The sequence below is a fragment of the Brachybacterium sp. AOP29-B2-41 genome, from assembly GCF_052378395.1.
GTDB lineage: Bacteria > Actinomycetota > Actinomycetes > Actinomycetales > Dermabacteraceae > Brachybacterium.
Genome location: NZ_JBQSXR010000014.1, coordinates 81,356 through 105,431 on the forward strand (window position 1 = coordinate 81,356; position 24,076 = coordinate 105,431).

22 protein-coding genes are annotated in these 24,076 nt (G+C 71.4%); 10 read left to right on the forward strand and 12 right to left on the reverse strand.

Features of this window, described 5'->3' with window-relative positions; all coding sequences use genetic code 11:
• Positions 1-11: 11 nt before the first annotated feature.
• On the reverse strand, positions 12-1,028 hold the full coding sequence (locus ACT3T9_RS13795) for a Gfo/Idh/MocA family protein (RefSeq protein WP_441445754.1): 1,017 nt from the start codon (positions 1,026-1,028) through the stop codon (positions 12-14).
• A 181-nt stretch (positions 1,029-1,209) separates the two neighbouring features.
• Here ACT3T9_RS13795 and ACT3T9_RS13800 point away from each other — a divergent pair, with 181 nt between their 5' ends.
• The 4 genes from ACT3T9_RS13800 (at position 1,210) to ACT3T9_RS13815 (ending at position 6,128) form a co-directional block, all read left to right on the forward strand.
• Positions 1,210-2,382 carry an ROK family protein gene (locus tag ACT3T9_RS13800; protein ID WP_441445753.1) on the forward strand — a complete coding sequence of 391 codons (1,173 nt, stop codon included), beginning with the start codon at positions 1,210-1,212 and terminating at the stop codon, positions 2,380-2,382.
• A gap of 184 nt (positions 2,383-2,566) precedes the next feature.
• Positions 2,567-3,985: a phosphoglucomutase/phosphomannomutase family protein gene (locus ACT3T9_RS13805; protein ID WP_444606786.1), complete on the forward strand. Its 1,419-nt coding sequence runs from the start codon at positions 2,567-2,569 to the stop codon at positions 3,983-3,985.
• Positions 3,982-4,815, forward strand: coding sequence for a sugar phosphate nucleotidyltransferase (locus ACT3T9_RS13810; protein ID WP_441445751.1), 834 nt, complete (start codon positions 3,982-3,984; stop codon positions 4,813-4,815). Before ACT3T9_RS13805 ends, ACT3T9_RS13810 begins: the two co-directional genes overlap by 4 nt.
• A complete protein-coding gene (locus ACT3T9_RS13815) occupies positions 4,812-6,128 on the forward strand; it encodes a galactokinase family protein (RefSeq protein WP_441445750.1) in 1,317 nt (438 codons plus the stop codon). The genes ACT3T9_RS13810 and ACT3T9_RS13815 overlap by 4 nt, the downstream gene beginning before the upstream one ends.
• A 77-nt stretch (positions 6,129-6,205) precedes the next feature.
• Here ACT3T9_RS13815 and ACT3T9_RS13820 read toward each other — a convergent pair whose 3' ends face one another.
• The gene (locus ACT3T9_RS13820; RefSeq protein ID WP_441445749.1) at positions 6,206-7,438 is read right to left on the reverse strand and encodes an adenosine deaminase; all 1,233 of its coding nucleotides are present in this window, start codon (positions 7,436-7,438) and stop codon (positions 6,206-6,208) included.
• Between the two features lie 91 nt (positions 7,439-7,529).
• Here ACT3T9_RS13820 and ACT3T9_RS13825 point away from each other — a divergent pair, with 91 nt between their 5' ends.
• Positions 7,530-7,796 (forward strand): hypothetical protein, encoded by a 267-nt coding sequence (locus ACT3T9_RS13825; protein ID WP_441445748.1) that lies wholly within the window; start codon positions 7,530-7,532, stop codon positions 7,794-7,796.
• Positions 7,797-8,037: 241 nt separating this feature from the next.
• Here the strand turns inward: ACT3T9_RS13825 and ACT3T9_RS13830 are convergent, their stop codons facing one another.
• A complete protein-coding gene (locus ACT3T9_RS13830; RefSeq protein WP_441445747.1) occupies positions 8,038-8,448 on the reverse strand; it encodes a hypothetical protein in 411 nt (136 codons plus the stop codon).
• Positions 8,449-8,689: 241 nt separating this feature from the next.
• Between ACT3T9_RS13830 and ACT3T9_RS13835 the strand changes: the two genes are divergently transcribed.
• Positions 8,690-10,525, forward strand: coding sequence for a sigma-70 family RNA polymerase sigma factor (locus ACT3T9_RS13835; RefSeq protein ID WP_444606787.1), 1,836 nt, complete (start codon positions 8,690-8,692; stop codon positions 10,523-10,525).
• A 105-nt stretch (positions 10,526-10,630) separates the two neighbouring features.
• On the opposite strand, the gene ACT3T9_RS13840 is transcribed toward ACT3T9_RS13835, so the two are convergent.
• The 4 genes from ACT3T9_RS13840 to ACT3T9_RS13855 are packed head-to-tail and all read right to left on the reverse strand — an operon-like array spanning position 10,631 to position 13,822.
• A complete protein-coding gene (locus ACT3T9_RS13840; protein WP_442332738.1) occupies positions 10,631-11,188 on the reverse strand; it encodes a gamma carbonic anhydrase family protein in 558 nt (185 codons plus the stop codon).
• A gap of 39 nt (positions 11,189-11,227) precedes the next feature.
• Positions 11,228-12,415 carry a thiolase family protein gene (locus ACT3T9_RS13845; RefSeq protein WP_442332739.1) on the reverse strand — a complete coding sequence of 396 codons (1,188 nt, stop codon included), beginning with the start codon at positions 12,413-12,415 and terminating at the stop codon, positions 11,228-11,230.
• 11 nt (positions 12,416-12,426) lie between these two features.
• Positions 12,427-13,074 carry a CoA transferase subunit B gene (locus ACT3T9_RS13850; protein WP_442332740.1) on the reverse strand — a complete coding sequence of 216 codons (648 nt, stop codon included), beginning with the start codon at positions 13,072-13,074 and terminating at the stop codon, positions 12,427-12,429.
• 1 nt (position 13,075) lies between these two features.
• Entirely contained in the window at positions 13,076-13,822 is a 747-nt protein-coding gene (locus ACT3T9_RS13855; RefSeq protein ID WP_442332741.1) for a CoA transferase subunit A, read from the reverse strand.
• Positions 13,823-14,147: 325 nt separating this feature from the next.
• Between ACT3T9_RS13855 and ACT3T9_RS13860 the strand changes: the two genes are divergently transcribed.
• Positions 14,148-15,248: a hypothetical protein gene (locus tag ACT3T9_RS13860; RefSeq protein WP_444606788.1), complete on the forward strand. Its 1,101-nt coding sequence runs from the start codon at positions 14,148-14,150 to the stop codon at positions 15,246-15,248.
• On the forward strand, positions 15,245-16,060 hold the full coding sequence (locus tag ACT3T9_RS13865) for a sugar nucleotide-binding protein (protein ID WP_345075460.1): 816 nt from the start codon (positions 15,245-15,247) through the stop codon (positions 16,058-16,060). Before ACT3T9_RS13860 ends, ACT3T9_RS13865 begins: the two co-directional genes overlap by 4 nt.
• Before the next feature lie 81 nt (positions 16,061-16,141).
• On the opposite strand, the gene ACT3T9_RS13870 is transcribed toward ACT3T9_RS13865, so the two are convergent.
• Both ACT3T9_RS13870 and ACT3T9_RS13875 read right to left on the reverse strand, forming a co-directional pair.
• The gene (locus tag ACT3T9_RS13870; protein WP_444502471.1) at positions 16,142-16,846 is read right to left on the reverse strand and encodes a GNAT family N-acetyltransferase; all 705 of its coding nucleotides are present in this window, start codon (positions 16,844-16,846) and stop codon (positions 16,142-16,144) included.
• Positions 16,847-16,934: 88 nt separating this feature from the next.
• Entirely contained in the window at positions 16,935-17,366 is a 432-nt protein-coding gene (locus tag ACT3T9_RS13875) for an Hsp20/alpha crystallin family protein (RefSeq protein ID WP_345075458.1), read from the reverse strand.
• A 490-nt stretch (positions 17,367-17,856) separates the two neighbouring features.
• On the opposite strand from ACT3T9_RS13875, the gene ACT3T9_RS13880 reads away from it, so the two are divergent.
• Positions 17,857-18,096 (forward strand): hypothetical protein, encoded by a 240-nt coding sequence (locus tag ACT3T9_RS13880; RefSeq protein ID WP_444606789.1) that lies wholly within the window; start codon positions 17,857-17,859, stop codon positions 18,094-18,096.
• A 94-nt stretch (positions 18,097-18,190) separates the two neighbouring features.
• On the opposite strand, the gene ACT3T9_RS13885 is transcribed toward ACT3T9_RS13880, so the two are convergent.
• From ACT3T9_RS13885 to ACT3T9_RS13895, 3 genes are all read right to left on the reverse strand, one after another.
• The gene (locus ACT3T9_RS13885) at positions 18,191-19,447 is read right to left on the reverse strand and encodes an MFS transporter (protein ID WP_444606790.1); all 1,257 of its coding nucleotides are present in this window, start codon (positions 19,445-19,447) and stop codon (positions 18,191-18,193) included.
• Positions 19,448-19,467: 20 nt separating this feature from the next.
• The gene (locus ACT3T9_RS13890) at positions 19,468-22,200 is read right to left on the reverse strand and encodes a LuxR C-terminal-related transcriptional regulator (protein ID WP_444606791.1); all 2,733 of its coding nucleotides are present in this window, start codon (positions 22,198-22,200) and stop codon (positions 19,468-19,470) included.
• Between the two features lie 470 nt (positions 22,201-22,670).
• A complete protein-coding gene (locus ACT3T9_RS13895) occupies positions 22,671-23,390 on the reverse strand; it encodes a hypothetical protein (RefSeq protein ID WP_444606792.1) in 720 nt (239 codons plus the stop codon).
• A gap of 149 nt (positions 23,391-23,539) precedes the next feature.
• On the opposite strand from ACT3T9_RS13895, the gene arr reads away from it, so the two are divergent.
• Positions 23,540-23,965, forward strand: coding sequence for an NAD(+)--rifampin ADP-ribosyltransferase (gene arr, locus ACT3T9_RS13900; protein ID WP_444606793.1), 426 nt, complete (start codon positions 23,540-23,542; stop codon positions 23,963-23,965).
• The last annotated feature ends 111 nt before the right edge of the window (positions 23,966-24,076 follow it).

The window sequence follows — 24,076 nt, forward strand, 5'->3', positions numbered from 1 at the left end:
ATCGTTTCCCTTCAGGAGGTGATCTTCTGGACGGCGCCGGTCTCCAATGACCGGTGGACGGCTTCGATGGCACGGGTGATGAGCAGACCGTGCGCGGCGCCGGGGAGATCGAGCTCCGCACCGCCGACGAGGTCGAGGAAGTCGCGCATCATGTCCGCGGCGACCCCCTGGGGGCGGCCGCGATGGTCATGGCTGAGGGGGCCGATGGTCGACGTGGCCTCCGCGGTGGACCGGCGCGCGCCGGTGGCGTCGATGTCGACGACGTATGCCTCGGCCTCGGTCTCGATCTCGAAGCGGAACTCGAAGACGGAGGGCTTGCCGAGCGGCTGCACCCAGCCGCTGTCGAGATCCAGGATCGAGCCGTCGGACATCGCGAAGCTCGCTGAGATGCGGTCGTAGGTGTCCACCCCGAGTGCGGGGAGCACCCGCTTCACGCCGCGGGCGAAGACCTCCACCGGGGTGGCTCCGGAGAACCAGGTGGCCAGGTCCAGCGAGTGGGGCATCAGGAACCAGGCGGGGCTGGACAGGCCGGCCCAGCTGAGCATCTTCGTGGGCACGAAGACTGTGTCCTGGAGCAGCGCCCGCTGCGAAACGAGGAGGCGATCGGAGTTTTGCATTTGCTGCCGCACGGCGTTGAACAGGGGATTCCACCGGTTCTCGAATCCGACGACGATCCGCCCGCCACCGCGCTCGGCGGCGGCGATGATGCGCTGCGCCTCCTCGGAGGTGGTGGCGAGGGGCTTCTCCACGAGCAGGTCCAGACCGGCCTCGAGCGCCGTCACCGCCGGCTGCTCGTGCGCGAAGTCTGGGGTCGCGACGACGACGGCGTCCACCCGCCCGCCGCTCTCCAGCAGGTCGTCGATCGATGCGAAGGTGGCGGTACCCAGCTCCGAACCTAGCTGGGTGGCACGAGCGGCGTTCGGCTCGCAGATGGCCACCAGCTCAGCGCCCGGATGGTCTCGCGTGGTCTCGGCGAAGATGCGTCCGCGGATGCCGGCTCCGACGATCGCGATGCGGGAGTTCCTCATGTGCCGTACTCCTGTGTACTCGGGCGATGGAATATGTTGGAGGACACTACAAACTAAGTCGCGATGCGTCCAGACTGTTCTCATGGCGAGACGTGATCGTTACCAGGCTCGGGGAGCGGAGCAGTGATGGAAGAGGGTCAGCAGGTGTCAGAAAGCGCGGGCATCAAAGGAGGGGCGGCAGATGAGTGACCCGTCGGTACTCACCGCAGCGGATCTCGGCGCCGCGAACCGAGCGCGATTGATCCGTTTGCTGCATCGGGACGGCCCGCAGAGCCGATCGGACCTTGCACGCGTGCTGGGGGTCAGTCGTGCGACCGTTACTGCAATCGTGCAGCCCGTGCTCGAGGCCGGAGTGCTCGAGGAGCTCGCGCCTGTGCGGCCTGCGGCACGGAACGGGACGAGCCGGGCCGGGAAGCCGGCACGCCCCCTCTGGTTCAGCGACATGGTGTTGCTGGGTTGCCTCTACATCTCCGGCGACGGGCTTCATCTGGCGGTCCTCCGGATGGACGGGGAGATCGTGCGGGAGCGGCGCTCGTTTCTGGATCCTGAGGATCCCGTGGGCGGCATCATGGCCGACTGTGATGACTTCTTCGCCGGCACCACGCTGATGGGTATCGGGGTCGCCGCGGCCGGCATGGTCGAGACCGACCATGGGGTGATCCTCGAGATCTACCGGGCTCCCGCGCTGTCCGGAATGCCCGTTGCGCGGCTGCTGCACGAACGCCTGGGCGTCCCCGTCGTGGTCGATCACCATCCCCGGGTGCAGGCGATCGGCGACCTCTGGTTCGGCGAGGGACGCGAGCTGCAAGATTTCGCCTCCCTGCATACCGGGGAGGTGCTGGGTGCCGGGATGGTGCACGACGGCCGGGTGCTGCGTGGCGGACAAGGCGGGGGTGGCGAGGTCGGGCACATGGTCGTCGATCTGGGCGGCGAGCGATGTGTGTGCGGAAGGATCGGTTGTTGGGAAACCGTCGCGACGCTCCCCTGGCTGCGCCGGGAGGCTGAGCGCTCGGGGCTCGTGAGGGCGAGTGAGATGACCTGCGCCATCCTTATCGACCAGGCAGCGCAGAGCGTGATCGCGGCGCGCCTCTTGCGCCGGTACTTGGCGAATATTGCGCAGGGCATCGCGGACCTCGAGCAGGTCCTCGGCCTGCAGCGGTACCTGATCCACGGTGACGTCGGCCGTGGCGGGCGAGTGGTGGAAGAAATGCTCACCGAAGAGCTCGGGGGGCTGCTCAATCGGCGCCGAACTCTGCCGCGGCTCACCGCGGTGGCCGATGATGATCGCTCCACCCTGCTGGGAGCCGCGGGGCTGCTGTTGGCCTCCCGGTTCTCTCTGGACGGCGTCCGCTGATGGTCTCGCTGTGGAGATTCCGCGGCAAGAAGTGCTCGGCTCCGGAGTCCGGGGAGCAGCATAAGCCAGCGTGTGGTTGACACTTGCGAACCCAGCACCCTATTTTGTTCTTAACGTGAACGTATTGGGCGACGGGGCCGTGCAGCACGAGCGCAGCCGTCTGCCCCTCGGAGAAGGAGCGACCATGATCAAGTTCGGCACCGGTGGCTGGAGGGCCATCATCGGGGACGAGTTCACCCGGGAGAACGTGCGGCTGCTCGCGCAGGCGCTCGCCGATCGGATGCATGCCGAGGGCGTCGTGGAGCGGGGCCTGGTGATCAGCTACGACCGCCGGTTCCTCTCGGACGTCTCGGCCTGGTGGGCGATCGAGGTCCTCGCCGGCAACGGCATCCCGGTGCGGGTGATCACGAGGCCCGTGCCCACCCCGATGTGCATGTGGACGGTGCAGCAGACCGGCGCCGCGTACGGCATCGCCGTCACCGCCTCCCACAACCCGGCCCTGTACAACGGGCTGAAGATCTTCACCGAGGGCGGGCGCGATGCCGACCTCGGCGTGACCGACGAGCTCACCGCGCACGTGGCGACCCTGACCGCCGAGGACGTGCGCTCCCTGGCCCCGCACGAGGTGCAGGGCAGCGAGCTGGTCACCCAGCAGAGCTCGATCAACTGGTATCTCGATGCGATCATCGGCCAGCTGGACATCGAGGCGATCCGCCACGCCCACCTGAACATCGTGCTGGACCCGATGTTCGGCGTCGCCCAGACCAGTCTGCAGACCATCCTGGTCAGCGCCCGCTGCGAGGTCGAGGTGATCAACGCCCGGCACGACCCGCTGTTCGGCGGCCGCATGCCCTCGCCGGCGGAGGGCAGTCTCTCCCCGCTGCGCCAGGCCGTCCTCGATCACGGCGCGGACCTCGGCATCGCCACCGACGGCGACGCCGACCGCCTTGGCATCATCGATGACCAGGGCACCTACCTCAGCCCCAATCAGGTGCTGGTGCTGCTGTACGAGTACCTGCTCACCGGTAAGGGATGGCGCGGGCCGGTGGTCCGCAACCTCTCCACCACCCACCTGCTGGACAGAGTCGCGGCCGCGCACGGGGAGACCTGCCACGAGGTGCCCGTCGGCTTCAAGTGGATCAGCGCGAAGATGGCCGAGACCGATGCGGTGATCGGCGGAGAATCCTCCGGTGGCCTCACGGTGCGCGGCCACATCCCCGGCAAGGACGGCATCCAGGCGGCCGGTCTGCTGGTGGAGATGGTCGCCCGTTCGGGCAAGAAGCTCTCCCAGCTCTATGCGGAGCTGGTGGAGCGGCACGGGGCGCTGGTGATGGAGGAGGCGGCCTACGGGTACACCCCCGAGCGCCGCGAGGAGCTGCAGAGACGACTCTTCGTCGAGCACGAGCTGCCCGCCTTCGATCGCGAGATCGACCGGATCTCCTGGGAGGACGGCTGCAAGATCTACTTCGCCGACGACTCCTGGCTGACGATCCGCTTCTCCGGCACCGAGCCGGTGATCCGCGTGTTCTCCGAGGCGGAGACCGCCGAGGACGCCCAGCAGCTCTCCCGCACCGTCGCCGACCACTTCGACCTGGGAGCATGATGACCTCCACCCCCAGCGCCTCCCCATCGGGCACCCCCGTGATCACCACCGCCGTCGTCCTCGCCCGCGGCCTGGGCAGCCGCATGCGCGCAGAGGGCTCCGCCGCACTCACCGCCGAGCAGACGGCCGCCGCGGCGTCCGGCCACAAGGCGCTGATGCCGATCGGGGAGCACCGCCTGATCGACTACGCGCTCAGCGCTCTCGCCGACGCCGGCATCCGGCGGGCGGTGCTCGTGGTCGCGCCCGAGCACGAGGAGTTCAGCCGCCATCTCGCCGAGCTCGCCCCCACCAGGCTCGAGGTGGTGCTCGCCGTGCAGGAGGAGCCGCGGGGCACGGCCGACGCCGTCGCCTCCGCGTACGAGGCCGTGGGGGAGGAGCCGTTCATCATGGTCAACGGTGACAACCTGTACCCCGGCGACGGGATCGCGCGCCTGCTGCAGGTGGAGGGCAACGCCCTGCTGGGCTTTGAGCGCTCCGCCCTGCTGCAGGGCAGCAACATCCCCGCCGACCGCATCGCCGCCTTCGCCCTCATCGAGCGCACCGGCGACCGGCTGGAGCGGATCGTGGAGAAGCCCGACGCCCACACCCTCGCGGCCGCGGGCCCGGACGCCCTGGTGAGCATGAACTGCTTCGCCTTCACACCGGAGATCTTCGAGGCCTGCGCCCGGATCGCGCCCTCGCCCCGCGGCGAGCTGGAGATCGTCGATGCCGTGCGGGAGCTCGAGACGGTGCAGGTGCTCCCCTTCGCCGGCGCCGTCCTGGACCTCTCGCGCCGCGAGGACATCGACGAGGTCCAGCGCCGACTGGTCGACGTCGAGGTCACGCTGTGACACAGGGCCCGGTCACCTGGGCGATGCCCGGTCGGATCGAGGTGCTCGGCAAGCACACCGATTACGGCGGCGGGCGGGTGCTGGTCTGCGCAGTGGACCGTGGGATCACCGTCCGTGCGGAGGAGACCACCGGCCGGCCCGGCACCCTCGAGGCGGTCAGCGACGCCTACCCCGGCGTGCTCCCCCTGGAGGCCGGCACGCCGCCGACGCTCCCGGCGGGGCACTGGGGACGGTACGTCCACACCGTGCTCGCCCGCCTCACCGACAACTTCGGCCCGCTGCGCCCGGCCCGGCTCACCATCTCCTCGACCCTGCCGCCGGCCTCCGGCATGAGCAGCTCCTCGGCGATGATCACGGGTACCGCGATGGCGCTCGCGGACCTCAACGGTCTGCCCGCCAGTGAGACCTGGACCTCCCAGCTGCCGGACAGGGTGGCGCTGGCCGGCTACGCCGCCTCGATCGAGAACGGCAAGAGCTTCGGCACGCTCGCCGGTCGGCCGGGCGTGGGCACCAGCGGCGGCTCCCTGGACCACACCGGGATGCTCACGAGCGAGGAGGGTCTGATCTCCTATGCCGAGTTCGACCCGATGCGCCTGCTCGACCGGGTCGGGCTGGCGTCGGAGTGGTCCTTCGTGGTCGCCGTCAGCGGTGTGCTCGCGGAGAAGACGGGCGCCGCTCAGGAGCTCTACAACCGGGGACCGTCTCTGCTGGCCGCCATCGCCGAGCGGTGGAACCGGCAGACGGGCCGGCACGATGCCACCGTGCACGCGGCGCTGCGCTCCCTGGTCGGGCAGGATCTGGCGTTCCCGCTGCTGCCCGGAGTGGACCTGACTGCCCCGCTGAGCGCGGGCGGTGCTCTGGAGGCCTCGCCGCTCGCGCGCGATGAGCGGCTGTCTCCGCTGCGCCGCCTCGCTGCCGAAGGGGTGGAGCGGGACCGGCTGGACCAGTTCCTGCTCGAATCGGCCGTGCTGGTGCCGCGTGCCCATGCGGCGCTGCGGGACGGGGATCTCGACGCCTTCGCCGCCGCGACTGTCACCTCGCAGCGCCTGGCCCAGACGCACCTGCGCAATCAGGTTTCGCAGACGATCGAGCTGGTGCACAGTGCCGAGGCGCTCGGCGCTCTGGCGGCCTCCGCCTTCGGGGCGGGCTTCGGCGGCAGTGTCTGGGCGCTGGTTCCGACGGCCGATGCGGAAGGCTTCGCCGCCGCCTGGCGGGAGCGATACCTCCGCACGGAGGGGGCACCGGAGACGGCCAGCACCGTGGTGACGCGGCCGGGAGCACCGGGCCGGCGGGTGGAGCCGGCCGCGGTCTGAGCGGACGGCACGACGCGCCGCATGAGGGCCCGCGTCGGCCGGGGCTCAGAACCCCTGGCCGGCGGAGCCTCGCGAGCTCACCGGTCCCGCGTCTGCTCCTGCTCCGGGTTCTCGCTCGCAGCCTGGCGCGGGTGCGCGTCGTGATGCCGATCCGCGTCGAGCACGGCACGGAATGCCGGCAGCACGACCTCGTCCCGCAGCGCCTCCCGCTGAGCGGCGGGAGCGAAGCCCGCCGCGAGCCCGGTGAGCACCAGCTGCTCGAGGTCCGTGAGCGTCCAGTCGAACGTCTGCGCCGACAGCAGCATCTCCCGCGAAGTGCTCGTGCGGCTCATCAGCCGGTTGTCGCTGCTGAGCGCGATCGCGAAGCCGAGGCGGTGCAGCGGGCCGGCGGGATGGGCCGGGAGGTCCGCAGCGGCGCCGGTCTGCAGGTTCGAGCTGGGGCACACCTCGAGGCAGATCTGCTCGCGGTGGACCCGCGCGGCGACCGGGCCGAGCTCGTCTCCGGTGATGTCCTCGAGCAGGCGCACCCCGTGGCCGATCCGCTCGGCGCCGCAGTCCAGGGCGTCGGCGATCGAGGCGGGCCCGTCGGCCTCCCCGGCGTGGATCGTCACCCGCAGTCCGGCGGCACGGGCGCTCTCGAACTGGGTCCGGAAGCGGGAGGCGGGGAAGCCCGCCTCGGGCCCGGCGAGGTCCAGCCCCAGCACCCCGGAGTCACGGCGGGCGCGGGCGATCTCGACCAGATCATCGGTGGGCTCGAGATGGCGCAGGTAGCACAGCAGCTGACCCACGACGATCCGCCGGCCGGCCTGTGCGGCTGCGGCGACGCCCTCGTCGAGCCCGTCCTGGACGGCCTGCACGGCCTCGTCGAGGGTGAGCCCGGCAAGGGTGTGCTGATGCGGGGCCCAGCGGGTCTCGGCATAGACCACCCCGTCGGCCACCATGTCCTCCACGAACTCGCGGGCGATGCGGCGCAGCTGAGCGGGCGTCTGCATCACGGCGAGGGTGCGCTCGAAGGTGGAGAGATAGGCGGGCAGCGAGCCGGAATCGGCGGCGGCCTGGAACCAGTCGGCGACTGCCTGGGCCGACGGGGCAGCGGGCTCGCCACCGACGTCTGCACGACCGTCGGCTGCGGGCCCGTCGGCTGCGGGACCGTCGACTGCAGTGCCGTTGGCTGCGGGCTCGCTGCCGGGCACCTCGAGGCCCAGCTCCCTGCTCAGCTCGAGCACGGTCGCGGGGCGCAGGCCGCCGTCGAGATGATCGTGGAGGGCGACCTTCGGCAGAGCGCCGATGAGAACGGGGGTGAGGTCCATCGAGGCAGGATACGCGGGAGTTCGCCGCGGGTCCGAGCTGTCGGAGCCTCCCTCGCGGGCGCCGTTCGGTGAGGGGGTGCCAGGAGCCGTCGTGCTCCTCCACGATGCGGAGCACCGTGAGGTCGGCTCCACCCTGGTGGGGGAGGACGGCACCTGGGGCGTCTCGCCGACGCCTGGCGCGCCGGACCTCCCCACCCGCTACCGCGCCATGCAGGAGGTGGAAGGTGCAAACTCACCGGCGAGCGAGTGGAGCGAGGACTGCATCTTCGCCGCGCCCGAGCTCCTCAACCCCTCCGAAGGTGCGAAGATTCCGGCGAAAATCGTTCTGGGAGGCTGGACCTCACGGAGATCTCGATGATGAAGCTGTCGAAGGCGGTGCTGCCCTTCATCGCGGTGCTGGTGATCGATGTGGCGATCGTGTCCGCGCTGCCACAGCTCTCGCTGTGGCTGCCGCACCTGTTTGCAGGGGGCTGATGACGCCGGCAGGGGGTGTGCCCAGCGGTCGAGGGGACCACGAGGCGTGACTGCTGGAGGCTGCGGCCGGTTCGCTCAGGCGGACCGGCCGCTTCGGCGAGGAGTCGCGGTCGAGCTCGGCAGCGTCAGCCTTCCCGGGAGGCGAGAGGCGCCGGCCACCCAGGCAGGGCATCCGCGTTCCCCCTCACGGGGTCGAGCAGGCGGAGCGCCGGCACTCCGACCCGCTCCTGCGTTCCCACATGCGTCGCGCCCACTTGTGCCGCTCCCACCTGCCCCGGTGCCCCCACCGGCGCCGCCGGCACCTCCTGCGTCGTGTCCCCGGCGCCGCTCGACGGAGCGGAGGAGCTGAGGAAGGTCGTGGTGAACTGCTCGTTCTGCTGCACCTCTGAGGCCAGGGCCCTGCGCAGCAGGTGTGAGGGGAAGGGCCCGACGGTCACCTCGTCGGCGCCGCTGGTGCACGTGATCCAGGTGCTCCCGTCGCGGACGATGAAGGTGAGGGCGTCACCGTCGATATCAGTCATCTCGAAGCTGTTCATGGTTCTCCGTAGTGCGCCGGGGGAGCGACGGCAGCGCCGTGGTGCCGTTCACCCTCTCCACGCGCACCGCAGTGTTCTATGACGGGCGATGTGACGCACGCGACATCTCGGCCTGAGGCTGGTGACCTCGGCCATGCTCAGACATACTCGAATCTCCCCTGTGCGTGGAGTTCGCGGACGCGACGATTCCCGTGCCTCCCCGATCGCGTCGGCAGATCCTCCTTCGAGAAAGGCTCGGAGCATGACGCATCCCAGCCAGGGCGATGTCGCAGCGCAGCAGGATTCCATGACCGACGAGGAGCTGCTCGCCGCGGTGCGCGCGGGCGACACCGGCGCCTACGCCGCGCTCTACCGTCGTCACCTCGGGGCGGCGCTCGCGCAGGCGCGGCGCCTGGTCGGCTCGCATGACGGACAGGACGTGGCCCAGGAGGCGTTCCTCAAGGTCCTGCGGGCGATCACCGACGGAGGAGGGCCGCACGACAGGTTCGCCGCCTACCTGATGCGCGTGGTCCACAACGAGGCCGTCGATCGCCTGCGACGGACGCGGGAGGCCTCCGTCGACGATGTCGAGTCCGTCGAGGCCACCTACTCCTCAGCGTCGGCCGCGGTCACCGGAGGCGAGCAGCTGGATCGCGACCTGGTGCTCACGGCATTCAGTGCGCTTCCCCAGCAGTGGCAGCGGATCCTCTGGCTCACCGAGGTGGACGGGCTGGCGCCGCGCGAGGTGGCGCCGCAGCTGCGGCGGAGCCCGAATGCGGTCGCGCAGCTGTCCCGGCGGGCGCGTGAAGGACTGCGCACGGCCTGGCTGCAGGCCCACGTGGACGGGGCGACGGTGCGTCCGGCCTGCCGGCAGATCGCCGCGGACCTCGGCGGGTATGAGCGGGGGCAGCTGAGTGCCGCGCGCGCCGAGCGGACGTCCGCTCATCTCGCGGACTGTGTGCGCTGCTCCGTCGCGCTGCGTGACCTGCGGTCACTGTCGATGCGCATGCGCGGGGCCCTGCTGCCGCTCGTACTGGGATCTCCGGTGCTGCTGGAGGAGCTTGCCGAGGTGCTGCCACTCGCCGACCAGGGAGCCGCCCCTGGCGCGGTGCCCAAGGCGGCCAGTTCCGCAGAGGTGGCCGGAGCCGGGGAGGCTGGGGGCGCGGCCCATCGGCTGGCCTGGTGGAGGGCCGCCGCCGCAGGGGCCGGAGTGCCGGTGGCGGCGGGTGTGGCCGTGCTGGTGGCGGCAGCGGGACTCGTGCTCGTCGCCCAGCACCCAGGCAGCGATTTCACCGCGCTGACGCCTGCACGGGGGCTGGCCAGCCCCCACTCCGTGGAGCCCGAGCCGCTCGAGGCCGAGGACCCCGCCGCGACGCCCCCGCCGACGCTCCTGCCCGCGATCGAGGAGGAGGACGAGGCGGACGACGTGGCCCCGGAGGCCGGTGAGCCTGCTCCCGGCACGGGCGATGCGGCCGACGCCTCCCCGGTCCCGGCGGCGCCACCGGTCAGCGGCGCCGATCCCTCGCGTGCTGAGCCCGTGGCAACTTCTGACTCCTCCCCGACAGGGGACGCTCCGCCGACGGTGGAGGCTCCACCCGCAGCGGACGCCCTGCCGCCGGTGGAGGTCCCGCCCTCGGTGGAGACCCCGCCGACGGCGGACACCCCGCCCTCGGTGCAGATCCCGCCGACACAGGACCTCGTGCTCGCACCTGGTGGCGGGCAGGGTCCTGTCAACGGGTCGCCGTCGGAGATCGTGGGTGAGCCGTCCGGCAAGCCGGGCGCCCCCGAGGTCCCGGATCCGCCGCTCCTCGGGGGGACGTCCCCCGGTCCGCCGACGCCGCCTCCGCCCCCGGATCCGCCGCTGCTCGGTGGGGGAGCGCCGCCCTGGCTCCCCGTCGACCCCACGCCGACGCCCGAGGATCCCGAGGTGCCGCCGGAGGATCCGGAACCGCTGCCCGTCGACCCGGAACTGCCGCCGGAAGATCCCGAGGTGCCTCCGGAGGCTCCGGAGCCCGAGGCTCCCGATGCGGCACCCGAAGCTCCCGATGCGCAGCCGGATGCTCCTGCCCCACCCGTCGAGGAGCCGACGGGGGAGTAGGAGCCTTGGGTCTGGGTCTGGGTCTGGGTCTGGGTCTGGGTCCGGGTCCGGGTCGGTGTCAGGGTCGGAGACGAGGCCCCGGCTCCCGGCTCACCGGTCCGGAGGTCAGCCGGCCATCGCCGCCCGGTGCTTCGCGGCGAGCTCGACGTAGGTGCGGGCGTTCTGCCGCAGAGACTCGAGGGCCTCCTCGTCCAGTTCCCTGCGCACCTTCGCGGGCACGCCGGCGACCAGCGAGCCGGGCGGGATCTGCATGCCCTCGGTGACCACGGCGCCCGCGGCGACCAGGCTGCCGGCGCCGACCACGGCGCCGTTGAGCACCACGGCGCCCATGCCGATCAGGGAGTCGTCCTCGACGGTGCAGCCGTGCAGCACAGCCCGGTGGCCCACGGAGACGCCGGAGCCGACGACCGCGGGGAAGCCCTCGTCGGTGTGGATGACGCAGCCGTCCTGGATGTTGCTGCCGGGACCGATCGTGATCGAGTCCATGTCTCCGCGCAGCACGGAGCTGTAGAAGACGCTCGAGTTCTCACGGAGCGTCACCTTCCCGATCAGGGTGGCGTTCGGGGCCACCCATGCGGTCGCGGGCACCTGGGGCGCATCGCCCTCGAAGTCGATCGTGGTCACAGCGGGTACTCCTTCGTCCGACGGGTCTGTGTCTCTCATGATGCTGCGTGCTGGGCGTTCACAGTGCTCGCCACAGGCTCACAGTGCTCGCCATAGGCTGGCGACGGCCTGCCCGCCGCCGATGCACATGGTCGCCAGGCCCAGCTCGCGGTCGTTCACGCGCAGGTTCTCGATGGTGCGGGCGGAGATGATCGCGCCGGTCGCACCGATCGGGTGGCCCCAGGCGATCGCCCCACCGAGAGGGTTCACGAGCGCCGGGTCCAGGTCCAGGTCGCGCACGATCGGCACGGCCTGCGCGGCGAAGGCTTCGTTCAGCTCGATCCACCCCAGGTCCCTGTTCGCGAGCCCGTTGCGGGCCATGATCTTCTCGATCGCGGGCTTGGGGGCGTAGCCCATCACCTGGGGGTCGATGCCGACCTTGGTGAAGTCCACGAGCTCCGCGAGTGGGGTCAGGCCGCGCTCCGCAGCGACCGAGGCGCGGGTGAGGACCATCGCGGCGCTGGCGTCGTTGATGCCCGAGGCGTTGCCGGCGGTGACGGTGCCGTTCTCGCGCTGGAAGACGGTGCGCATCGCGGCGAGCTTCTCGAGGGTCACCTCGCGGGGGTGCTCGTCGGTGTCGACCACGGTGTCTCCGCGCCTGCCGCTGATGGTCACCGGGGTGATCTCCGCGGCGACGGCCCCGGCCTGCTGGGCGGCCTGGGCACGGCGCTGGGACTCCAGTGCGTACTCGTCCTGCTCCTGCCGGGTGACGTGATAGCGGGCGGCGACGTTCTCGGCGGTCACGCCCATCGGCACCTCGTCGAAGGGGTCGGTGATCAGCGCCGAGGTGCCGTCCATCAGCACCCGGTCCCCGAGCGTGTAGCCCTGGCGGGCGGAGTAGTCCAGGAACGGCTGGGCGGACATGTTCTCCGTCCCGCCGGCGACCACGATGTCACTCTCGCCGACCATCAGCTCGGCGGCGCCGAGCGCGATGGCCTGCATGCCGGAGCCGCACAGCCGGTTCACAGTCATCGCGGTGGAGGTGACGGCGGCGCCCGCCTCGATCGCGACGCGGCGGGAGATGTACGCGTCCCGTCCGGTGGAGCCGACGCAGCCGATCACCCACTCGTCGACCTCGTCGGCCGCGACGCCGGCGCGTGTGAGCGCAGCTTTCGCGGCGGTCGCGCCGAGGATGTGGGCGGGCACGCCCGCGAGGGACTTCCCGAAGGAGCCGACGGGGGTGCGGGCGTAGCCGAGGACGACGATCGGGTCATCGCTGGAGCGCATGGAGGGACCTTTCACGATGCCGGGGTGAGGGAGACGGTGAAGTCGGGCTCGGTGAGGGAGCGGACCTCGTCCTCGGTGACGCCGGAGGCGAGCTGGGTGAGCACCAGCCCGTTCTCGGTGACGTCGAAGACGGCGAGCTCGGTGATGATCCGATTCACCACGCCCACGCCGGTCAGCGGCAGGGAGCATTCGTGCTTGATCTTCGCGGAGCCGTCCTTGGCGGCGTGCTGCATCATCACCACCACCCGCTTCGCACCGGCGACCAGGTCCATCGCCCCGCCCATGCCTTTGACGAGCTTGCCGGGGATCTGCCAGTTGGCGATGTCGCCGGTGCCGGTGACCTGCATGGCGCCGAGGATCGCGGTACCCATCTTGCCGCCGCGGATCATCCCGAAGCTGGTCGCGGAGTCGAAGATCGTCGCGCCCTTCAGCAGGGTGATGGTCTGCTTGCCGGCGTTGATGAGGTCAGGATCCTCCTCGCCCTCATAGGGCCAGGGCCCCATGCCCATCACACCGTTCTCGGACTGCAGGGTGATGTTCACACCGGCAGGAAGGTTGTTGGCGACCAGGGTCGGCATGCCGATGCCGAGGTTCACGTACTCGCCGTCGCGCAGCTCGGCAGCGGCGATCGCGGCCATCTCATCACGGGTCCAGGCCATCTCAGGCCACCTCCTGCGTCTCGGTACGGGGGGCGTCGGTTCTGGGCACCTCCGGGCGGGGACGCACGGTGCGCTGTTCGATGTCCTTCTCGGCGGTGGCCTGCATCAGGTGATGCACGTAGACGCCGGGGGTGTGGATGTCGTCAGGGTCGATCCCGCCGGGGGCGACGAGGTGCTCCGCCTCGGCGAAGGTGACCTCCCCGCACATCGCGGCCATCGGGTTGAAGTTGCGGGCGGTGAGGCGGTAGCGGAGGTTGCCGTAGTGATCCGCGGTGTGCGCGTGGACCAGCGCGATGTCGGCGTTGATCGCGCGCTCGAGCACATAGGTGCGGCCGTCGAACTCGGCCGTCGGCTTGCCCTCCGCGATCGGGGTGCCGTACCCGGTGGGGGTGTAGAAGGCGGGGATCCCGGAGCCGCCGGCGCGCATCCGCTCGGCGAGAGTGCCCTGGGGGACGAACTCCACCTCGAGCTGCCCGTCGATGTACTGCTGCATGAACAGCTTGTTCTCCCCGACATAGCTGGAGAGCACCTTGGCGATCTGCCCGTTCTCCAGCAGCAGGCCCAGGCCCTTGCCGTCCACCCCGAGGTTGTTCGAGGCGATGGTGAGGCCGGTGACCCCGCTGTCGCGCACGATCGTGATCAGATCGGTGGGGATCCCGCACAGGCCGAAGCCTCCCACCGCGATGGTCATGTCGTCGCGCAGCACCGCGGCGAGCTGGGCTGCTGCGTCGTCCGAGACCTTGGACATCGCTGTCCCTCCTGTCGGCTGGTATCAGCCCTCACGGCCACCGGCGGCGATGCCGGGCGGGGGAGGGCAGGATGACTCCGAGCTTAGACCTGGCCGGGCGATGTGCGCCTCGGAGCGGGGGACAGTGTCGGCCGACCGCGGTTGTGCGGATCTACAACGGGCGGTCGCGGACGGGACGCTGGTGCCGGCGTCCCCGCACTGGAGCGGGTCGGCGAGGGCAGCGACCGGCTGGTCGGCAGGGGTGCTGGTGCTCGTGGGCAGGAGCCTGGTGCTTCCGCGGCACCAGGGCTGGCCGCACCTCGGGTGATCTGCCAGGGTGGGACGCATGTCGGAGACGCAGAACTCGCCGCAGCGCCCCGCGCCGGATCCTGCCGCCGGGGCCACGGTGCTGCTGGTCGCCGATCCTGGCCTGCCCACGCACCGGGCGAGGTCGATCGAGGACTCCCTGCAGCAGCACCTCGAGGAGGCGTACCACCCGCCGATCCGCCTCGACGTGCGCACCTCCATGCTCCGGCTGCGCCCGGACGGGACGCTGGACCTCTCCGAGGTGCTGGAGCAGGCGCGGTCCTCCGGTGATCCGGACGCCGTGCTGCTGCTGACGGAGATCCCGCGTCTGCGTGACGGCAGGCCGCTGGTCGCCGAGATCTTCCCCGAGCACAACATCGCGGTGATCTCCTGCCCTACGCTCGGGGTGCTCACCACGCGGCGCCGCATCCTCGATGCGCTGATGCGCTGCACCCTGCGCATGGCGCCGACGTCAGAACCGCGTGACGCCGCGCGCTATGCCCGGCGCTGGGCGCAGTGGGAGGAGCTGACGGGCCCTGACGATCACCAGCTGCTGCTGGGATCGCGGGTGATCGGGGGAGCGCGCACCGTGGCCGGGATGGTGGCCGGCAACGAACCCCTCCGCACCGCCCCGAAGCTCTCCAGCGCCCTCGCAGCGGCCGCCGCGACCGGGGCGTTCGGCATCTTCTACAGCTCGATCTGGTCGATGTCGATGCACCTGACCACCCAGCGGCTGCTGCTGATCGGCATCCTCGCGATGTGCACGATCACGGCCTGGCTCATCGTCGGCAACCGCCTGTGGGACGCACCCAGACAGGAGCGGCTGGCTCGCGTGGTGCTGCTGTACAACCTCTCGACAGTGCTCACGCTGCTGATGATCGTCGCGCTGCTGTATGTGTGCCTGGTGGTGCTGATCTTCACCAGCGCGCTCATCGTCATCGCTCCGGACTATCTCGCCGAGGTCATCGGCCGCGAGCCCGTCCTGGCGCGGTATCTGGACATCGCGTGGCTGAGCGCGGCGATGGGCGTGGTCGCCGGCGCGCTGGGCTCGAGTTTCGACAAGGACACCGATATGCGCAGCCTCACCCACGGCCAGCGGGAGAGGCAGCGCAGGTTCACCGAGGAAGAGGTGGGGCAGTGAGCGGACCGGTCCCGACGCGGACGCTGTGGGTGGGCTGCGGGCGCCTTGGCGGGCGCACCGGCGCTGCCCTGCTGGAGGCGGGGGGAGAGGTGCTCGCGCTGCGCCGAGATCCGGGCGCCGTGCCGAGCGGCTTCCGCGCGCTGGCCGCGGACCTCTCCTCACCCCTGGAGGGGGCCCTGCCCGCCTGCGAGGCGATGGTCATCACCCTGCCCCCGCCGGAGGGGGCCGACGGGTACGAGACCCCGCTGCGCCACCTGGCCGCCGCCCTGCCCCACCGGCCCGCCCGGACCGTGTTCGTCTCCTCCACCAGGGTGTTCGAGGGGTACGCGAACCGTGCCGATCCGGCCCCGGTGCTCACCGAGGAGGATGCCCCGCAGCCGCTCGGCGACCGGGCCCAGAGCCTCCTGAACGGGGAGCGCCTGGCGAGGGAGCTCTTCGACGCGATCGTGGTGCGCCCCGCCGGGATCTACGGCCCGGGCCGGGATCGGCTGCTGCGCACGGTGCGCGAGGGACGCCCCGTCGACCACCGCCGACGCACGAACCGCATCCACGAGGAGGACCTCGCACGCGTGCTCCTCGCCCTGCTGGCGCATCCGGAACCGCCGGTGCTGCTGCACGCGGTCGACGGCGCGCCGGCGCGCCTCGGAGAGGTGGTCACCCACCTCGCCTTCCGGCTCGGCCTGCCGGTCCCGCCCGCCGCCGACCCCGATTCCGGCCACGGGACCGTGCTGAGCGGGGCGCGGATGAGGGAGCTGCTCGGAGAGCTCCGGCATCCGGACTTCCGCTCCGGGTACGACGCGATGCTCGTGTGACTCCGATCAGCGACCGAAGAGGCGGGTGAAGAACCCGGGGCGCTTCTCCGAAGCGAGGATCGACGCCGACGCCCGGCTGCGCTAGCCGAGCTCCTCGTCGATCTGGGCGTGCGAGGGCCGGCGCCGGTTCCGCGCCCCTGGGGCGCCGAGGACGCGCACGTCCGCGAGGGGCGTCCAGCCGAGGTGCTCATAGAGCTCGACGCCCCGTCCAGTCGCCACGAGCAGGCCCGTGTCGACATCGTGCTCATGGGCGATCGCCAGGAGCGTGCGGGTGACGAAGGTGCCCAGACCCCGCCGGCGATGCGTGCTGGCGGTGTAGATCCGGTCGAGCACGGCGCAGCCGTCGACCACCGCCATGCGTCCTCGGGCGACGACACGGCCCGCCTGGATGACGGTGAGGAGCGTCCAGCCGTCGAACGTCTCGCGGGCGACCGTGCAGGAGTCCGGCACGATCGGGGCCTCGACGTCCTGCAGCTCCATATCGGTGACCATGAGTCTCTCCTGATCGCTGATCAGTTCGAGATCGCCGGTCTCTCCGAGGGCCGGCGGCGCCTCGCCGACGTCGGAGATGAGGGTCAGCAGGTGACCCGGATTCCCCGCGACAGAGGAGGTCGCCCTGCGCAGCTCGTCCTCGCTCCAGCGGAACAGGACGGTCTCCGAATCCCCGTGCTCGGTGCGCGGACCGACGGTGTGCGAGGTGCCCTCATGGACCACCTCGTACTCCCGGGTGCGGGCCCATCCGTCCACCCAGGTGTGCACCGTCGCCGCGGTGAGCTCGTCATGCATGGCTGTCACTCCTTCGCTCGCCGTGGGAAGGTCGGTGCTGCCCGGGCCCGGCATCGTGGGATGCCGGGCCCGGGCAGCAGGGGGAGCATCAGGTCGCGGTGGACTCGATCTGCGCGGGTGGACTGTCAGCGGTGACCTCGATCTTGCGAGGCTTGGCCTTCTCGCTGAGCGGGATCCTCACGCTGAGCACACCGTTGCTGTAGCTCGCGGAGATCCGCTCGGTGTCCAGGCCCTGTCCGAGGCTGAGCTGGCGCAGGAAGGTCCCGCCCGTGCGTTCGCGCGTGATCCACTGCGCGCCCTCGTCCTTCGGAAGGGTCCGCTCCGCACGGATCGTCAGGAGCTGACCGTCCACGTCGACGTCGACCGAACCGGGATCGATACCCGGCAGATCGGCCGCGAGGACGTAGTGATCGCCGGCGCGGTAGAGATCCATCGGCATCTGCCGCGGTCCCCGACGTCCAGCATCGAGAAAAGTGCCCGCGAATCGCTCCATCTCTCGGAACGGATCGGTGGTGGCCATTGCTTCTCCTCTCTGATGTGACCCCCGGTCGTCCGGTGGTCGCCGAACCTTGAGTCCCTCCGACTCAAGTACGAGCAGATTAGCACTCTCCGGGCGAGAGTGCCAGAGTTCGGGAACGGCCTCGCGGCGGCGCGGAGCCGGTTCGCCGGGGTGCCCGGCCGCCGAGGAGAAGGCATCGTTCCAGGGTCCCGAGGTCCAGCGCTCAGGGTCTCGTGCCTCGCGCGGGGCGGATCAGCGCGGGCGGATCAGCGGGGGCGGATCCAAGGAGAGCCTCTCAGCGTCCATCGGCGCAGCCCTTCGCCCGAGCGGCCGATGGCCCTCGGGGGTGAGCCGGGGGTGAAAAGACGCGATTCGGCGACGCACGGAGCGCGCGGGCGCGATTCCTCGTCAAGACTGACTCCACCGCACTGCTGCCCGCCTGCCCGCTGACGGCATCCGAGCAGCATGCCCGCCCGCGGGGCTCCGCCCCCGCTCATCCCTGGAGAAGTCTGTGACCCCCGTGGAACCCCTCACCGCCCGCCGGTTCGGTGCGGCGCCCGAGCGCATGCTCACGCTCGACGTCGCCGAGCTCACCGATCCCGATGGCGACGCTCTCACCCTCACCACGGGCGCCGGGGGCATCTGGTTCACCTGCACGACGGACGGGGAGGAAGTCACCGTCGGACCGTTCCCCGCCGACTCGCTGAGAGATGCACTGAGGGCGCTCGGTGCCTTCACCCGCGCCGCGTAGCGGCACGCCAGGGCACGCGATGCAGCGCGGAATGACTCCCACCGGCGCGCTACGGCAGCGGTCGTCGTGCGCCCGGGCCGCTGCGCGCTTCGGCTCAGGGCGGAACGACCTCCGCGGGGGACGGCTGGGAAGCGCTCGGTACGCGGGTCAGGGGGAGCAGGGCGAGGCCCAGCAGCGCGGGGAGGGCCAGCAGCGTGTACATCCCGATGTAGGGGTCCGCCGATCCCCAGCTGGTGCTCAGCGTGAGCAGAGCGGCAGCGGCCAGCGGCGCGATCAGCCCCGCGAGGCTCCCGGCAGCACCCACCAGGCCGAGCCCGAACCCGGCCGACGCAGCCGGCAGCAGGGCGTAGGCCAGGGAGCGGGTGGCGGTCATGCCCAGCCCGATCGCGAGCCCCGCCACGGCTGTGGCGACATGGAAGACCAGCAGAGTCGGGGCGAGGGCGCGGCCCAGCATCGCGGCGGCGAGCAGCATCAGTGCGACACCGAGCACCGGTGTCATCCGGATGCTGCGCCACCGCGAGGAGGTGAGCAGCATGGAGCCGGCCACCACCCCCACGACCCCGGTGAAGGTGGTCAGAGAGGTGGCGCGCACGGCCGCGCCCTCGGCGAGGGACCAGCGGGAGATGAACAGGTACAGCGCGAAGGCGAGGCCGGCCGAGAGCTGCAGCGAGAACAGGAAGCGCATCGCGAGCACGGCGAGGAACGGCGCGGAGGAGACGCCGGATGCGGCGGCTGCGCGGAGCCGCCGCCGGGGTGTGCGCCGGGCCGCAGGGAGTCGCGCTGTGAGCGGCGGATCCGGTATTCGCAGTGCGAGCGGCACGATCACCGCCAGGGCCGCGACGGGGACCACCAGCAGCATCGCGCGGACGTTCTCGGCCAGCAGGGCTGCCACGAGGAGCCCCGGGGCGGTGCCGAGGAAGGCGGCGGCGGAGAAGATGCCGGCGGCGCGGGTGCGGTCGGTGGGGGCAAGGCCTTCGGCGAGCAGGCCGTTGATCGCGGCGAACACGGCGTTGTATCCGGCCTGGGTGAGCATCCAGGCCGCTGCCAGAGCGAGCGGGCCCGGCGCCCAGGCCATGGCGGCGCTGCCGAGCAGCCCTACGATCGAGCCTCCGAGCAGCCAGGGGCGGCGCCGACCGAGGCGGCTCATCGTCCGATCGGCCAGCAAGCCGCACAGCGGCGCCGCGATCATCGCGGTCAGTGCCGCGGCCGCATCGATGAGCGCGTACACGCCGGGCGCGGAGTCGTCGCCGACCATGCGCCGCACCAGCACGGAGACGGCCACCACCGCCGGGGCGGTGAGGGCGCCGAGCGCCGCGCACTGCATCACCGCCAGCTGCAGGATCCGCCTCATCGCCTCATCGCCTCATCGCCTCATCGATCCTCACGGGGTCGGTCCCCGTGAGGCCGGTCCTCGCGGGGCGGGTCCGTCGGGTGCAGCAGGCCGGCGCTGATCGCCCTGGCCAAGGCCTGCTCGCGGGTGGACGCGCCGAGCTTCGCGTACAGACTGCGCAGCTGGGCCTTGACGGTGTTGAGGGAGACGAACAGGCGGGAGGCGATCTCGCTGCGCCGGTCGGTCTCGGCCAGCAGCGTCAGCACCTCGCGCTCCCGGGCGGTCAGCTGCGGGACGCGGGAGGGCTCGGCCAACCGGGTGCCGGGCGAGATCTGGGAGAAGTCCCCCTCGAGCAGAGCAGCAGTCTGCTCCCGGCCGGAGTCGGTGAGGGCGCCGAGCAGAGCCACGCGATCCCCCTCCGAGAGCAGCACGAGCGGCCAGCGCAGAGCATGGCCGCCGGAGAGCTCGCGGATCTGCAGGCCGTAGCCGGCCAGGTCAAGGCCCTGCGAGGAACGGCGGGCCACGTGCACCCCGGCGATCGCGGTGATCATCCGGTGCAGCGGGGTGGTCGCGGCGAGCTCGGCCCGTGCCAGCAGCGGCAGCGCCTCCTCAGGCCGCCCCTCGGCGAGGACGGTCAGCGCCGACAACGCCGACAGCATCGCCGCCACCGGCACATCCCGCCCGCCCGCGGGCCGACGGGCGGGCACGCCGCCGGCGAGGATCCGCAGCATCGCCGCCGCAGTGTCCAAGCGCTGGAGCGCCGACGGGAGAGTGCGTTCGGAGCGGCGCTCGGCCGTGGTGCGAGCGAGGAATGCCTCTCCCTCGTCCGGGAGGCCCTGCTGGGCCAGTGCGAGGCTGCGGACGGCGGTGATCAGATCCCAGTACTCGATGGTGGCGAAGTGCGGATCGAGGCGGGCCAGCTGCGCGAGCGCCTCCTCGGGGCGGGCCTCGTTCAGCGACGCCCAGGCGCGGGCGATGATCTCCACGGCGTCGTGGTATCCGCTGCGCCAGGAGTGCGGCCAGTCCTCGGCGTCGATCCGGTCCAGGGAGGCGATCGAGGCGGTGATGTCCCCGCTCACCGTGTGGATCAGAGCCAGGTGCGCGTAGGCGACGTTGCGATGGTGCGCTCGGTGCACGGTCTCCGCGAACCGGGCCTGCAGCAAGCGGGCATCGCGCGCCGCGGCGAAGTCGTCGGCGTAGAACAGGGTGGTCGCGGTCTGGCTGATCGCGGTCATCAGGATCCCGTCCAGCTGGCGATCGCGCTGCGGATCCTCCACGGCGCCCTCGAGGACGGGCAGGGCGCGCAGGGCGAGGTCCTTCATCGACCGGGACTGGCCGAGCATCCGATGCACAGCGGACTGGATCCCCTGGCGTATCGCACGGTCCAGCGGCGGGATGGAGGAGGAGCGGACGCGACCGATCATCGCCGCGGAGACGAAGAACTGCATGGCCCTCGGCTGGGTGTCGGCGGAGCGGTTCAGCACCAGTGCGTGCCAGAGCGCCAGCATGGGGTGGCGATGGATGCGGGCCGCGGGGAGCGCCTGCAGCAGGCGGGAGAGGTGCCGGGCGTCCTCCGCCGGCAGGGGATGGGAACGCATCAGCAGATGCTCGACATGGGCCATGTCCTCGGCCCGCAGCGCATGCTCGATCGCCGCCAGCTTCTCGCCGCGCACCTCGGCCAGCCAGTGTGCGATCGTCGAGTGCAGCTCGCGCAGCCTCGCCGGTGCGGGCGGGGTGAAGTTCGCCGCGGCGGCGAGGCGCAGGTGGTGGCTGTACTGGAAGACGGGCGCGCTGCCCTCTGGGCCGCGCAGCCACTGCCCGGAACCGAGCTGCTCGAGCGTGCCCAGCAGCGTCTCGGCGTCGTGGCGGCCGCTCAGCTGCCGCGCCAGGTCGACGTCCACCAGCGGCGACTGCGCGGTGACCTCGAGGAACTCTTGCAGCACGGGGTCTCCGGGGCGGGCGGCCAGCTCGTGGCGGGATGCTGTGACCAGCAGGTCATCCAGATCGGGATCCTCCTCGGTGGGCCGGGTCTCGAGGGCGTGCTGCAGCACCCCGAGCGACCAGCGCATCGAGGCGAGCCGGCGGGAGGAGGGCACCGCTCCGAGCTGGTGCAGGACTCCTGCGCGTCGTGGATCGCCCTGCAGGAGGGGGACGGCCAGGTCCAGGAGCGCCCCGATCTCCTCGGGGCTGAGCGCGAGATGCTCCTCGGTGAGCACCTGGATGTCCAGGACCGCGTGGGCGCGGGCGGACTCCAGCACGGTGGGGAATCGACCTGCGGCCACGACCCGTGCGAAGGGCACGCGGCGCAGGATCTCGACCAGGTCTTCGCACACCTCGTCCCAGTAGCCGCTGTCGGCGGCGGAGCCGGCGTCGTCCAGCAGCAGGGTCACCGGCTGCCCGTGGTCCTCGAGCACGCGGCAGATCGTCGCCGGGATGGTGTCGGCGTGGTCGGCGATCGAGGCCATCTCCCGGTACAGGGCACGATCTGCGAGCAGCCCGCGGGCGTGGAAGCGGCCCAGCACGCGCATCCAGAACCCGGTGCGGGTGCGGGTGCCGTCGTCGGCCTCGATCCACAGCAGGGTGCCGCGCTGGACGGGCGAGGTCGCGACCGCCCACTGGGCCATGAGTGTGGTCTTGCCAGTGCCGCCGGGCGCGCGCAGCACGGTCAGCGGGACCGGCCCGTCGAGGCGCGCGAGCAGGGAGGGGCGGGGGAGCACCCGGGAGGTCAACCGGGGGACGTGCTGGAGATCGGCGGCGGCTTCGGGTGTCAGCATGTCGGGGCACTCCCGTGGAGATGGTCGGTGGGCCGAAAGGCGGCGAACCCCGGGATGAGGCATGGGGCGCGGGCGCACGCACATCGGGCACTGGCAGGCCAGCGCTTACCGGAGAGTGTAGGACCCCCTGCGGGTCCATCGAGGTCACGGGGTGCCCCTGTGCATGGGTTCGGGAGCGGTGACGTCGCCCGATGAGGGTGGGTGAGCCCAGGTCGCCAGCTGCAGGTCGGTCAGACCGGTGAGCAGCGGGACGAGCCGTGCGCATCGGTGCCCCAATCTTGAGGCGGAGCGCCGAGTGATGACATCTTCAGCTATCGGTCAGACACTTGACGCGGAAATCGGTTGTGGTCTTGCTGACATGTGTCAACTTTCGGCGATCGCTGGGTGCTGACCGGGGCCAAGGTCGTGCGGGGCGCGGGGCGGGGACGCACCCTCGGGCCTGCACGGGGCCCGCCGCGGCGCCCCTTGGCTCACCGCAGCAGGAGCAGCTGGCGCAACCACGGCACGTGCTCGCTGAGCAGGGTGATCACGCCGTCGCCCAGCACGGCGATGCCCACGAGAGCGAGCAGGGCGGCGAGCAGGGTCTGCAGGGCGCGGCGCCTGGGGCCGAGGACCTCCATGACCCGCGTGACGAGCTGCTCGTGCCGGCCGAACGCGGCGGCGGTGAGCACGGCGACGAGCGGCAGCTGATACACGAGGTTCCACAGCACCAGCAGCGCCACATGGCGCAGGAGGTGCTGTTCCTGAGAGGCCATGCCGACGGCGATTGTGAACCCGGGATCGGCCAGCGCCGTCGCCGCGAAGCCGACGCCCGCGAACATCAACGGAGCGGTGGCCAGCCGCTTCGGGGTGGAGCGCCGCTCGAGCCGGCCCTGTGGCACGGGCGGCCGGGACGCGGCCCGGAACTGGTGAACGCTGATGGCGGCGAGGGCGAGTCCCACCACGATCTCGACGGCGCCGATCGCGTTGTTGGAGTCCAGCACGGGTTGCAGCCACCGGTTCAGCAGCTCCAGCAGCGGGCGCAGGATCAGAGTTGCCGCGATGATGATCACCGTGTACCCGCCGGCGAAGGCGAGCAGGTGCCGCACCGTGCCGCCGCGCAGCATCACGCCGATCGCGATGACGCCTCCCAGCACATCCATCGTGAGCACCGCGAGCCCGAAGAAGGCGAGGATCCCGGCGAACGTCATGCCCGAAGGCTACGAGAGGCCGCGGCGCGGCGACGATGGGGCAAGCCCGAGGGCGGGGCGGGGGATTCCCGCACGGCGGTGCGCGACGGGTGCGCATACGGGAGGATGAGGGCCGGCCGGGCGAGGGTCCGACGGAGAGCGAGGACGCGATGAGCGAGCCAGTCCCCTTCGAGGTGTACAACGAGGGTGTCTACCTCCATGGCACCCGGGCTGTCCTGGCGCCGGGAGATCTCCTCACCCCGGCGCAGCCCTCGAACTACCGCGACGACGCCCCGTTGCGGCACGTGTATCTCACCCAGACGATGCACGCCGCAGCCTGGGGCGCGCAGCTCGCGCTCGGCGACGGAGAGCCCCGCGTCTACGTCGTGGAGCCGACGGGGGAGCTGGAAGACGATCCGAACGTCACCGACAAGCGATTCCCCGGCAACCCCACCCGCTCCTTTCGCACCCTCGAGCCGGTGCGCGTGGTGCGGGAGCTGAAGGACTGGCCCCGGCACAGCGAGGAGAGCGTGCGCACGATGCAGGAGGGACTCGCGCGGCTGCGGCGCGATGGGGCCGACGAGATCATCAACTGACCGAACCTCATTCGGTGGTGCCCGGATGCGTCGGCGTCGCGGAGGGCTGTACGGGTCTGTCCTGAACCCGGACTTTTCGGGTATTCCTCTCATAGGTTGAGCGCGCCAGAG